Annotated in this window: 11 protein-coding genes and 2 pseudogenes; 2 read left to right on the forward strand and 11 right to left on the reverse strand. The window is 42.7% G+C overall.

Features of this window, described 5'->3' with window-relative positions; translation table 11 throughout:
* Window positions 1-41: 41 nt before the first annotated feature.
* From ffh to E5S68_RS02765, 9 genes and pseudogenes are all read right to left on the reverse strand, one after another.
* Window positions 42-1,613, reverse strand: coding sequence for a signal recognition particle protein (gene ffh / locus E5S68_RS02725; RefSeq protein ID WP_006596361.1), 1,572 nt, complete (start codon window positions 1,611-1,613; stop codon window positions 42-44).
* Window positions 1,614-1,630: 17 nt separating this feature from the next.
* Window positions 1,631-1,846 (reverse strand): 2-oxoglutarate:acceptor oxidoreductase, encoded by a 216-nt coding sequence (locus E5S68_RS10655; RefSeq protein ID WP_135782248.1) that lies wholly within the window; start codon window positions 1,844-1,846, stop codon window positions 1,631-1,633.
* A gap of 2 nt (window positions 1,847-1,848) precedes the next feature.
* The gene (locus tag E5S68_RS02735; RefSeq protein WP_135782249.1) at window positions 1,849-2,181 is read right to left on the reverse strand and encodes a putative DNA-binding protein; all 333 of its coding nucleotides are present in this window, start codon (window positions 2,179-2,181) and stop codon (window positions 1,849-1,851) included.
* An 80-nt stretch (window positions 2,182-2,261) separates the two neighbouring features.
* Window positions 2,262-3,206, reverse strand: a complete 945-nt coding sequence (locus tag E5S68_RS02740; protein WP_135782250.1) for a 3-oxoacyl-[acyl-carrier-protein] synthase III C-terminal domain-containing protein — start codon at window positions 3,204-3,206, stop codon at window positions 2,262-2,264.
* An 11-nt stretch (window positions 3,207-3,217) separates the two neighbouring features.
* Entirely contained in the window at window positions 3,218-4,486 is a 1,269-nt protein-coding gene (locus tag E5S68_RS02745) for a F390 synthetase-related protein (protein WP_135782251.1), read from the reverse strand.
* Window positions 4,464-5,279: an MBL fold metallo-hydrolase gene (locus E5S68_RS02750; RefSeq protein ID WP_135782252.1), complete on the reverse strand. Its 816-nt coding sequence runs from the start codon at window positions 5,277-5,279 to the stop codon at window positions 4,464-4,466. Before E5S68_RS02750 ends, E5S68_RS02745 begins: the two co-directional genes overlap by 23 nt.
* Window positions 5,254-6,231: an NAD-dependent epimerase/dehydratase family protein gene (locus E5S68_RS02755; protein WP_135782253.1), complete on the reverse strand. Its 978-nt coding sequence runs from the start codon at window positions 6,229-6,231 to the stop codon at window positions 5,254-5,256. Before E5S68_RS02755 ends, E5S68_RS02750 begins: the two co-directional genes overlap by 26 nt.
* A pseudogene (locus tag E5S68_RS02760) lies at window positions 6,228-6,586 on the reverse strand (glycosyltransferase); the annotation flags it as partial. The gene E5S68_RS02755 and the pseudogene E5S68_RS02760, both read right to left, overlap by 4 nt.
* A gap of 23 nt (window positions 6,587-6,609) precedes the next feature.
* Window positions 6,610-7,308 (reverse strand): GntR family transcriptional regulator, encoded by a 699-nt coding sequence (locus E5S68_RS02765; RefSeq protein WP_135782254.1) that lies wholly within the window; start codon window positions 7,306-7,308, stop codon window positions 6,610-6,612.
* A 138-nt stretch (window positions 7,309-7,446) separates the two neighbouring features.
* Here E5S68_RS02765 and guaA point away from each other — a divergent pair, with 138 nt between their 5' ends.
* Window positions 7,447-9,012, forward strand: a complete 1,566-nt coding sequence (gene guaA, locus E5S68_RS02770; protein WP_135782255.1) for a glutamine-hydrolyzing GMP synthase — start codon at window positions 7,447-7,449, stop codon at window positions 9,010-9,012.
* A 145-nt stretch (window positions 9,013-9,157) separates the two neighbouring features.
* Here the strand turns inward: guaA and E5S68_RS02775 are convergent, their stop codons facing one another.
* Window positions 9,158-10,675, reverse strand: coding sequence for an NAD-dependent epimerase/dehydratase family protein (locus E5S68_RS02775; protein ID WP_135782256.1), 1,518 nt, complete (start codon window positions 10,673-10,675; stop codon window positions 9,158-9,160).
* Window positions 10,676-10,911: 236 nt separating this feature from the next.
* Here E5S68_RS02775 and E5S68_RS02780 point away from each other — a divergent pair, with 236 nt between their 5' ends.
* Window positions 10,912-11,265 (forward strand): hypothetical protein, encoded by a 354-nt coding sequence (locus E5S68_RS02780; protein ID WP_135782257.1) that lies wholly within the window; start codon window positions 10,912-10,914, stop codon window positions 11,263-11,265.
* A 190-nt stretch (window positions 11,266-11,455) separates the two neighbouring features.
* On the opposite strand, the pseudogene E5S68_RS02785 reads toward E5S68_RS02780, so the two are convergent.
* Window positions 11,456-12,433 (reverse strand): annotated as a pseudogene (locus tag E5S68_RS02785) (DUF1002 domain-containing protein); the annotation flags it as partial.
* Between the last annotated feature and the right edge of the window lie 170 nt (window positions 12,434-12,603).

Here is a 12,603-nt window from a genome sequence, read left to right on the forward strand (position 1 = left end):
AGAACCCAGAACAGTGTGTTCCAGGCCCTTATTAGAAATAATTATTTCCGTTTTTTCTTATTCTTGCGCATTTGTTTGGCCATCTTGTTCATCGCCCGTTTCATCATGAACTCGCCGGCTTTTCCTTTGAGACCACCACCGAACATTTGGCTCATGTCAGGCATCCCAGCGCCTCCGCCAAGAGCTGATAAGTCAGGCATCCCGCCTTGACCCATCATCCCTTCGAGGGCAGACATATCAGGCATGCCACCTGGCATATTCTTCGGCATATTATTTGGATTAAGCCCCATTTGTTTCATCATCTTGTTCATATCACCAGAGAGGACACCTTGCATCATCTGCTTGGCTTGGTTAAAGTCCTTGATGAATTTATTCACTTCGACAAAGCTGTTTCCTGAACCAGCAGCAATCCGACGACGACGGCTAGGGTTTAACAAATCTGGATTTTCGCGTTCAGCTGGGGTCATAGAAGATACAATGGCGCGTTTCCGAGCAATTTCTCGTTCATCTACCTTAAGGTTCTTCATGGCTGGATTGTTGGCCATACCTGGAAGCATCTTGAGTAGATCTTCCATTGGTCCCATGTTTTGAACTTGGTCTAACTGGTCGATAAAGTCGTTGAAATCAAAGGTATTTTCCCGCATCTTCTCAGCGAGTTCAATGGAGCGTTTCTCATCGTATTCTTGAGAAGCCTTCTCGATCAGCGTCAGCATATCCCCCATACCGAGGATCCGGCCAGACATGCGGTCTGGGTGGAAGGTTTCGATATCAGTGATTTTTTCACCAGTACCAGTGAATTTGATTGGCTTCCCAGTAATCTGACGGACAGAAAGGGCTGCACCACCACGGGTATCCCCATCAATCTTGGTCAAGATGACCCCGGTCACTTCGAGTTGTTCGTTAAACTCACGCGCCACATTGGCTGCTTCTTGACCGATCATGGCATCCACAACCAAGAGGATTTCATTTGGCTCGGCAAGAGCTTTGACATCGCGCAACTCGCCCATGAGTTTTTCATCGATTTGCAGACGACCAGCCGTATCGATCAAGACATAGTCATTGTGGTTGGCTCTTGCTTGCTCCAAACCTTGACGAACGATCTCAACTGCAGGGACTTCTGTACCGAGTGAGAAGACAGGGACATTGATCTGTTGACCAAGAGTCTTCAACTGATCAATGGCAGCTGGACGATAGATATCGGCCGCAATCATCAAAGGACGTGCATTTTCTTCTTTGACTAATTTGTTAGCCAATTTCCCAGCAAAGGTTGTTTTACCAGCCCCCTGAAGACCGACCATCATGATAATAGTTGGAATCTTAGGCGACTTGATAATGTCTGCTGTCTCAGAACCCAAAATGGCTGTCAATTCTTCATCGACAATCTTCACGATTTGTTGGGCAGGGTTGAGGGTTTCAATGACCTCATGCCCTACGGCCCGCTCGCGGACGCGTTTGATAAAGTCTTTTACAACAGGAAGGGCAACGTCGGCCTCTAAGAGGGCTAGACGAATTTCTTTGGTTGCTTCTTGGACATCCGCTTCAGAGATTTTTCCTTTCTTACGAAGATTTTTAAAGACGTTCTGTAAACGTTCGGTTAAACTTTCAAATGCCATATTTTTCTCCTATTTATTCAATTCAGTGGAAATCGTCCGAAATGTTGCAAACACTCTAGTTCTTCGGGTGTGACTTCTTTCATGATTTCATTTGGATATCCCCAACAGCTAAAACCTATTTGCATAGCTTTAGAGATATCATTGGGCGAGATAATCTGTAGTCTAGTAGGAAATGGTTCCTCTGCGGCTAATAGTTTGCAAGGTATTCCTTGATAAATAACGAGACTGCCCATGATTACTCCCGATTGTCAATACTTGTTAAAATCTCAACTTGCTTTTGTAGAAAAGTATCCTCTGGATAACGCTCCAAAATCTGATCAAAAATCTGACTGCGAACAATGTAGTCAGAATACATATGAAGCTTCATTTCATAATCTTCCAGTATCTTTTCTGTACGTTTGATATTATCATAAACAGCTTGGCGACTAACACCGAACTCTTCCGCAATTTCAGCCAAGCTGTAATCATCTGCATAATAGAGCTCGATATAGTTCATCTGCTTGTCTGTCAAAAGTGCTGCGTAAAACTCAAAGAGAGCATTCATTCGGTTGGTTTTCTCAATTTCCATACCTTTCATTATATCAAAAAAGCCCACTAAAGACTAGCGGGACTTGATGCTTTTTGAGCTTGAAATAATAGGATCTATCATTAGAGTTTTAGTGCTAACATATTGACTGTCATCCCTGCTGCAGTTCCTATCAAGAAGATGGTATCTCCCTCCTTCACATAGCCATGATCAAGCGCATAGGCTAAACCAAAAGGAACAGCAACAGAAACCATATTGCCATAATCGCTAACGATGTTAAGATACTGATGGTCTGGTACGCCTAATTTCTCCATGACCAAAGGAAGAGCACGACTGGCTTGGTGAGGAATGATATAGTCTACATTGGCAAGCGATAAGCCAACCTTGTCTTGAAATTCTTGGAACATTTCTGGAATAACACGCGCAGATAGAAGCAAAATCTTCTTACCCTTCATGTCAAACATAAAATCGGTTTTGGTCGCTTCACTATAATGTTTTGGATGGTAGGCTGTTAAACCGCCGCGAATCTCTGTATCATGGGCCCCCTTAGACCAGGTCCGTTGAAGGCTTGCAATCACTCCTAAATCTTCCGTCGTGCTTTCAAAGATAAAAGCAGCAGCCCCATCACTAAACAATTCATAGCTTTCTTTCTGCTTTGGATTGAGACCTAGGCTTCCCACCTCACTTGAAACAATGAGGACACGCTTGTACTCGCCACCTTCGATCAGATAAGAAATAGTACTAAGGGCTGAAATAAAGCTGGTACAAGTGGTATTAATATCCATAGCGGGAATGGTCAAGTCTTTGGCCACTCGTTCATGGATTAGAGCTGCCGTACATGGAATCGGCTGAACCCCTACGGCGCTCGCTGAAACTAGGCAGTCAATATCTGCCATGGTCAATTCTGCCTGCTTTAGAGCCTGTTCAATAGCACGAGCGGCTAGGTCAATCTGAGATTCTTCATCTTCTTTTACTCGGTAACGTGTCTGGTCCTTAAAGGTGACTTGATGCTTGGGTAAGGCTGTTCCATAGCCTTTAATACGAACGTGTCTTTGTACACTTGTCATAATGCTTCCTCCTATTTGTGAAGACGTTGTACGCGCTTGAGTTTGCGACTTGTGTCCCATTGGTAGTCAATAAAGGTAAGGTTGGGGATGATAAAGCCCTTTTGATCTGCTAAGACTTGAAATTGGTTGAGGATAGCCTCTTCTATCTCAGGTGAACGTTTGCTGAGGGCAACCTGAACTTGTCCATCTTCTGTTTGAGTCACTTGATAGTCTTGAATCCCTTCTACAAAAAGGATACAACGCCGAATGAAGTCTGGATAAACCATCTGTAGCTCGCCATCTGCTTTTTTGAAATAAAAGATGTCGTCCGAGCGGCCCTCTATTTTAGCAATCCGTGTAAAGACAGAACCACAACTGCAGAGCTCAGGATCCTCTACCAGAATATCATTGAGCCGGTAGCGGAAAATAGGTTGGCTACTACGTTTAAAATCTGTAATGATAGGATAAAAACGGTGGTCATCCAAATAGTCTTTTTCCACTAATAAAATGTCCTCGTTGAGGTGCAAGTTCCCCTCAGAACAGGTACAGGCTAAAAAACCTTCTGTCGCTTGGTAGACCTGATCGACCTTAGACAGATGAAATGCCTGACGGATAAGGTCTCGGTCTCTATCCTCTAAGATTTCAGCTACGGAAACGACCTTTTGTGGTTGAATCTGTAGGGTCTGATTTTCTAAATACTTGGTTAAATCCAATAAGGTAGAGGCTGGAGCCACAAGGATAGTCGGCTGGTAGTCATTCAAACGCCCGATATGCTCTTGGCTATCTTTGAAAATATCAAAATATTCTAAGCGAATCAAGGGAGAATTGATGGTTTGATAGAGCTCGTTATCAGCTCGGAGGAAAAAGGCAATGCGGTGCCCAAAGAGCTTCCCTTTGGGAAGCATTTTAGCGAGAATAGCGGCTGCCCACATACTACGTTCTGTTTCTGTGGTGATAAAAATGCCTCGGTGGCCGGAGGTACCAGAGGAAAGACCCACTGCCACTTCTCCTTGCATCTCTGTAAAATCACGAGACTGCTCTCCGCGAATGGCCATTTCAAGAGCCTGGTCCCGGTCGATTCCTTGGGTGTTTAACTCATTGAAATGATCCATCATAAAGGTCTTGTCCATATAGCGGAAGTCCTTTGGAAGGCCTTGAGCGAAATAGGGCGAATGTTGGAGTAAGAAGTCCTGGTATTTTTGCAGCTCTTTCTCTTGGTAGCGCTCGAGTTCCTCTCGGTTCTTAAAGCGGTGCTCCCAGCGGGTCTGGCAAAAGGTTTTAAGAAAGGTCCATTTTTTCATCTAGTATCCTTTCTACCCGATCCATTGGATCATGACTGACAAGAACAGCAATCCCTTGATGTACCAAGGACCGCAAGAAATTGACGTTTTCTAAATAGGCCTCAACATTATCCTGAACTTGACTAGGAATCCAGCGCATCTGCTCTGTCAAGGGAAGAAGGTCAATTCCCCAACAGAGATCAGCCCCGATAAACAATTGGTACTCTGGAAGGAATAGGCAACCCTGTCCCTTAGCGTGCCCATCATGGGAACTAAGGAGAATACTGCCGTCTCCAAAGACATCCTCTGTTGCCGTATAAGGAAAAAGAGGATTGGTTTCTTGAGGTTGCATGATTTGGACGGATTCTTCAAAATAATCCGGCAAAAACTCTTTAAAAATTAAATCCTTAAAGCTGGGCTTCTGGTAGACCTGATAGGCTCTCTCGGTAACCAAGAAGCGCGCCTGTTTGAAACAACCCGCACCTCCTAGATGGTCTGGATGAAAATGTGAGAGGATGACATAAGATATGTCATCTGGTGAAATCCCAGTCGCTTGAAGCAAGCAATCAATCTGGTCCTCCTTTTTCATCTGCATAGGAGTTCCAAGACGGTAATAAAGATAACGGAATTTGCTTTTAATCTCATAATGATAGCCCGTATCGTAGAGAATATAACCATGCTCTCGGTGTTTGAGGAGATAGACGCCGGCTGGAAAAACCATCTTCTTTCTTTTCTGCCCCTTAAAGAGCAAGGCAAGATCGCTGGTACAATAGCCAGCAGGGAAGTACTTAATGCTTTCGATAATCTTGGACATACTTGGCAATTCCCTCCTTGATGCTGATGCGTGGCTCATAGCCCAACTCCTCTCTTGCTTTTGAAATATCAAGAGTCTGGCTATAACGCAACAGGTAGTAGGTATAGCGAGTTAATGGTGGCTCTCCTTTTAGAGGTAAGACCCGATAAAGAACTTCTAAGCTCGAAGCTAAGCCACCTAGAAGAAAGGCCGGTAGTTTTTTATAACGAATAGGAAGTCCCAAGCCCTGCAAGGCTTCTTCGATCAGTTCCTTAAAGGGAGTCGGCTCGCCGTTGGTAATGTTGTAGACTTGACCTTCTGCCTGATTTGCTTTCAGAGCCAAAGCGATGGCCAAGGCAACATTCTCGACACAGGTCATGTCCATCAATTGCTTGCCCTCTTTGATTAAGGGGATTCCAATTTTTTGGCTTAGCTTGAGAACACGAGGAAGGATGCTTGTATCCCCAACGCCAAAGAGCCCACGTGGACGGAGGATGATGGTTGGAACATCCGGGTAAGCAGGAAAGAGCTTCTCTGATAAGAGCTTACTTTTGATGTAGTTGTTTAAATGATTTTCAGCTGGAGCATCTTCTTCCTTGATGCCGATTTGGTCTTTTGGAGCAGCGTAAATACTTGGTGAAGAAACATAGACCAAGCGATGTATTTTATTAGTACGACAAGCTTCTAAAACATGCTGGGTACCAAGGACGTTAGCTTGGTAAAAACTCTCCCAAGGACCCCAAACCGTTGATAAAGCTCCAGCGTGGACGACCATTTCAACGCCCTTGCAGGCCTCTTCTACTGCTTGCTTGGAACTCAGATCTCCTTTGAAGAATTCCACCTGGTCTGAAACCAAGCTTTGCCCTACTGCCTCATTCCGACCAAAGGCGCGAACAAAGTAGCCTTCTGCTACTAACTCTTTTACCACGTATTTTCCTAGAAAACCTGTTGCCCCTGTTACAAGTACTTTCATAGCGCCTCCTTTTTAACTAAGTGATGAATTTCTTTCTTTAAAATGCTGGTGACATCATAGGCCAAGGCTCTCTTTTGGAGCTCTTTGAGTTGGGACCAGTCTTTTCTTGCAAGTAATGCTCAAAGGCTTGAGCAATCTTTTGACTCTTGTCCATGGGAGCTTGCAAGGCTACTCCTGCTTCTACTCCACGAATAACGTAATCATATTGGTCATAGTCATGCGGGAGGATTAAAGCTGGAATCCCATTTTTGATGCATTGAAAGAAAATCCCTGCACCACCATGGTGGATAACATAATCCATTTGTAGGATATAGCTTTCATAAGGGAGATAGGTAAGGATAGATACATTTTGTATTTACATAATATAATTTATGTAAATCAATTATTTTCTAAGTAAAATTCAAACCGCTCTCCAACATACTGACTCTTTACATATTCAAAGGCTGTGCCATTATCTAAGTAAGAAACTTGCGTCAGGCCAAGGATGGCCTGTCCTTTAGGGATTTCTAGATATTCAGCAATCTTTTCTTTGGCCAAGCGAGCGTAAATAGTTTGTTGTGATTTACCAATGCGATAGCCGTGTTTTTCCAAGGTTTGGAAGAAATGGCTGGTTACTTCTTCTTTTTTGAAGTTTTTGATAAACTTCTCTGGAATCGAGGCAACTTCATAAACAACAGGGACCCCATCCGCATAACGAACCCGTTCCATACGTACGATGGTTTCAGTCTTGTCGATACCAAGCTTATCTACTTCTTGAAGGCTTGGAATGGTGCGTTTGTAGGAAATTACCTGTGTCGAAGGGATCTTTCCTTGGGCCTTCATGATTTCAGTAAAACTGGTTGTCCCCCGCATCTTTTCCTGGACGCGCGTGCTAGCGACAAAGGTCCCACTGCCTACACGACGCTCCAGTACTCCTTCTTCTACCAAGAGAGTGATGGCTTGACGGAGGGTCATCCGACTCACCTGGAACTTTTCTGCCAGGTCCCGTTCGCTTGGTAAGCGTTGTCCGATTTTCCAGATTTTCTGGTCAATCTCTGCCTTGATTTGGTCGTGAATTTGAATGTATGCTGGGATCATATTGCTACTCTTTCTATCTGTTAAAACCTATTGTAGCGCAAATTTATCAAATCTTCAATCCTAGTCAGTCTTGATTGGTAATGAAGGGCCTTTTGTGTTAGAATAGAGGAAAAGAATTTTCTAGAAGAAGGGGAAAAGATGACAAACCTATCAACTGATTTGCATGATGTTGAAAAAATTATCGTGCTTGACTACGGTAGCCAGTACAATCAGCTTATTTCACGTCGTATTCGTGAGATTGGTGTCTTTTCAGAATTGAAGAGCCACAAAATTACTGCAGCTGAAGTTCGTGAAATCAATCCAGTTGGGATCGTTCTTTCAGGCGGACCAAACTCAGTGTATGAAGAAGGGTCTTTCGATATTGATCCTGAAATTTTTGAACTTGGAATTCCAATTCTTGGGATCTGTTATGGAATGCAGCTATTAACTCACAAGCTTGGAGGAAAGGTTGTACCCGCAGGGGACGCTGGTAACCGTGAGTATGGTCAATCTGAGCTAAACTTAGCTGAATCTTCTGCTCTCTTTGAGGGAACACCTGATAAACAGTTGGTCTTGATGAGCCACGGTGATGCTGTAACAGAAATCCCTGCTGACTTTGTCCGTACAGGTACTTCTGCTGACTGTCCTTATGCATCGATTGAAAACCCAGACAAGAAAATTTACGGTATCCAATTCCACCCTGAAGTTCGGCACTCAGTTCACGGCTATGATATCCTTCGTAACTTTGCCTTGAATATCTGTGGTGCCAAAGGTGACTGGACAATGGATAACTTTATCGAGATGCAAATCAAACAAATCCGTGAGAAAGTTGGAGACAAACGTGTCCTCCTTGGTCTCTCTGGTGGTGTTGACTCTTCTGTCGTTGGAGTTCTTCTCCAAAAAGCGATCGGGGATCAATTGATCTGTATCTTTGTAGACCACGGTCTTCTTCGTAAAGGAGAAGCTGACCAAGTCATGGATATGCTTGGTGGTAAGTTTGGTTTGAACATTGTCAAAGCTGATGCTGCGAAACGCTTCTTGGATAAATTGGCAGGTGTATCTGACCCTGAACAAAAACGGAAGATTATCGGTAACGAGTTTGTCTATGTCTTTGACGACGAAGCAAGCAAACTAACAGACGTGAAATTCCTTGCTCAAGGAACACTCTATACAGACGTCATCGAGTCAGGTACGGATACTGCTCAAACTATCAAGTCTCACCACAACGTGGGTGGTCTTCCAGAAGATATGCAGTTTGAACTGATCGAGCCGCTCAACACTCTTTACAAGGATGAAGTTCGTGCTCTTGGAACTGAACTTGGTATGCCAGACCACATCGTATGGCGCCAACCATTCCCAGGTCCAGGACTTGCAATCCGTGTTATGGGTGAAATCACTGAAGAAAAACTCGAAACAGTCCGTGAATCAGACGCTATCCTTCGTGAAGAAATTGCTAAAGCTGGTCTTGACCGCGACATCTGGCAATACTTCACTGTTAACACTGGCGTTCGTTCAGTAGGTGTTATGGGCGATGGTCGTACTTACGACTATACCATTGCCATCCGTGCTATCACTTCTATCGATGGAATGACAGCTGACTTCGCTAAGATTCCTTGGGAAGTTCTCCAAAAAATCTCAGTTCGTATCGTAAACGAAGTTGACCACGTTAACCGTATCGTCTACGATATCACAAGTAAACCACCTGCAACCGTTGAGTGGGAATAGAATAACTATTAGAAAAATAAAATACCCTATTAGAAATTAATTTTCTAATAGGGTATTTTTTTGAATCACAATCTAAAGGTGTTTTATTCTACTTAGACTACTTAATACGTTTAAATAATTGGTACTCTTTCTTGCTGTTATCCTTTTACTCAACGTCTTTCTCAGACACAATCTTTGGGTATTCTCGAACTTCAGATGGATCATGGTGGGGACTCCAAACTTGGGCCAGGAAGGGTTCACGTTTGGCTCTTTCTCCATAGTTCCAAGAGCTACTTTCACATAATGGGCAAAAATGGCCAGCTTCTAGTACCAACTTTGGACTGGCGGTAAATTCGTGGCCAAAGGCACAGCGAAAATGCAACTTCTCAGACCAGTTCCCTTTTTCCATCTGTGAAGAGAGGCACTCTCCTCCACGAAAGACTGCTGCTCCTCTCAGATCTTCTAGATCCAATTGTTCTGGAGATTTACTTTCATCATAACCATGGTCTATGATTTGCTGAGTGGACCATGCTGTAAAATGCTCCATGTCACTCAATTTATTTGGCAAAGACTTCCATTTGTCTCGGTTTCCCCAGTAGGCTTCAATTTGTGGTTCTAGGTTATCTTCGATAAAACGGAGGGTTCCAAAGCGCGTGCGGGCGATTTTCTTGAATTGATACTGAATAATCTTCCCTAAGAGCTTCTGGCCTCCTGGCAACTTGTTTATCAGACGAATAGCATGGATTCCCCAACCTACATTTTTTTCTAAAGAGCTATAAAAGTAGTCAATGGAATCGCTCTGGAAATGTAAAAAATTTTCTAAGATGTCAGAATCCAAATAGTAATGGCCATGAAAATTTTGGGTTGCATAGAGCTTAGGATTAATGACATTATCTAAGTTGCTAAAGCCCAGCTTACCACCGTAAAAGGCCTGAAAGAGCTCATAGGTACTGACGCGACAACTTTCACCACCTCCAATGTTGTAGACATGATTCCAAAAATCCTCTGCTAGGCTTCCTGCTGCCTCATACTGGCAGAGATGGGCAATCATTCGACCTGAATCACGATCCGAAACATACTCTAGGACATTATCTAGACAATTGTGAAAGATAATCGCATCTCGAATACTAGCCATAGCAGGGCCCATCATTCCTGTCTGTCGTAGGCTCACCCAATAAGACAAACCAGATTCAATTAGATAGCGTTCGGCTGTCACCTTTGAAACAGCGTAGTAATCGAAGATAGAAGGTTTGATGGGATCCCCGACTCTCCCCCAATGAAGCCCTGGCATACGATCTCCAGTTTGTGCGACTGTGCCAATGCTAACAAGTTTGGTTGCTGTCTCCTGTCCCCAATGGTAGATGGCGGAGACAAGATTTTTCATGGACCCAAAATTAACCTGCATGGCTTTTATGGGATCATAATCTGCAGCTGGTGAGACAAAGGCAGCAATGTGAATGACCAGATCTATTCCTTTCATCAACTCAGTGACGAAGGCTGGATCAGTCAAATTTCCATAAACAATCTGAATCTTAGGAATTGAGACATAAGGACGCATGATGGTTCGATCTTTATCCGTATCCATTACAGGTAAGAGCAAGTCAAAATTTCTCTCTCCTGCTAGAATTGCTTTCAAACTTTCTTGGCCCATTGCACCAGAGGCACCTGTAAGTAAGATTTTCATGGTTTATCCTTCTTCTATCATCCCTTCGAATTGAAATGAGACACTATCCTATTATAGTCGTATTATACTCCTCTAAGGTCTATATTTCAAATTGAAATCAAGAAGTTCGATTGGCTTTATAGAATTTTGAGACAAGAAATAATGACGTTAGCTATCAGCTTGTTTCTGTGTTATAATATAGATGAGGAAACGTATAATATTTTTGGCTTCGTTCAAAGAAAGCGAGGTGATGAAGGATGCGTAAAATCTTGCACACTCTTCCTTACTATTTGGTTCTTCTCTTCTTTTATTGGCCCTTCTATGAGTTGATTTTTCTTCTGATCACAGATCCACTCGTCCAGAAGGGAGTCCTTATCAATAATCTTTTCTTTTATTCTCCTCTAGCGACCTTCTTGGTCTCCTTCCTATATTGTTATCGCCATCATTTTACGATGTGGTGGTTGCTTGGAGTTGCTCTCATCTTTTGTTTTACCATCCTCACTCTAAATGACTTCATCCTCTTGTATTTACTAGCCTATGAAGTATGCGCATTAATAGGCCTGGCTTGTGGAGCAGGTCTCAGGTTTGTTTTTATGAAAAAGAAAGTATAAATTGCAAAACACCTCTCAGTAGTCTGGGAGGTGTTTTCATCTATGGTCAAATGAGGAAATGTTCCATTCATGTGGATGCTAGTTAGCCAGCAATAAAGCTTTTAAAGAAGTTAATAATAGCTTGAATAAGGCCTAGAAGGAAATCAATAATCGTATGGAAGAGATTGGTAAAGAAGTCAGAGAATGGGGTCCAAAGGTTCCTAAAGAAGCTTACAATCCCATCCCAAAGATTCGTGAAAAAGTTCCCACTATCTTTTAATAAGCCATTCGCATCGAAATTTAGGTTGATATTGTCAAAGGTATCCCCAGCTTTTTCAATAATATTGTCCTTCAAGTCAGTTAGAGTTTTGGTAAAATTCTTACTGTTAATGACCTTGCTCTTGGAAAGTTTAACACCAAAGTTGACAATAAGTGTGATCTGATTGTTAGTCATAGCCCCGTCTAGCTGATAGTTTTTTAGGGTTTCTTCAACGATTTTTTGAACATCTTCCTTTGTTAGATCTTGATTCTTATTTTTAGCATTTGCTATGGCTGCTTTAATGTCCGTTAAGGCAACGTTTAACTTGTCTGCATGGTAATTGTCTTTACCAGCATTTTCTTCGTTAATCTTCGCAAGGGTCGTTAATTCTTCTTGTGCCAACTCTTTGTTTTCTTGAGGAACTTTAGCACCGCTCTTTTCTAGTGAATAATAGATTCCTGCAAGAGCACTCTCTCCAGTGACTTGAACAGGGGAAGCCACTGTGATCTTGGCATGCTCTACTCCAAGTGTGATGGCGGCATTGCGGTACATATCAGCCGATACCTTGGTGATGTTTTGTGGGGTCACAATATTGACTTCAAGGGTTTCCTTATTGCCAAGTTTTTGAATCTTGACAGATGAGTATAGTTCGAGACTATCATCGTTGGCTACATTCATAATTGATGAGTAGACAGAAGGAGTCATGGTTTTCCACTCCTTCTTATCTTTCTCACTGTCATAATTCAAAAGACCAAGAGTTTGTTCAACTTGGAGAGCATCTAGTGAATAGCCAAGGACGTAATCCGGCTGGACATAGCTTTCATCGATGACCTTTTGAACGTTAGTATCAGCTGAAACACTTGGGAATCCAGAGACCAAGGTAAGTAGGCTAGCCAATGCGATGGTTATTTTTTTCAGTTTAGTTTTCATATTCTATTCCCCACATTTTCTCTTCTATGAATTGGATAACAGATTAGTTCTTCTCTTTTTAGCAATGAAAAAGGAAACAAACACCCGTTGTTTACCTGTTGTCTATTTTACTCCATCAATCTTAATTATTTCTTACAACTATTTTAAAAAGATATGACATATTATTTTGT

It is taken from the genome of Streptococcus rubneri, assembly GCF_004785935.1.
Taxonomy (GTDB): domain Bacteria; phylum Bacillota; class Bacilli; order Lactobacillales; family Streptococcaceae; genus Streptococcus; species Streptococcus rubneri.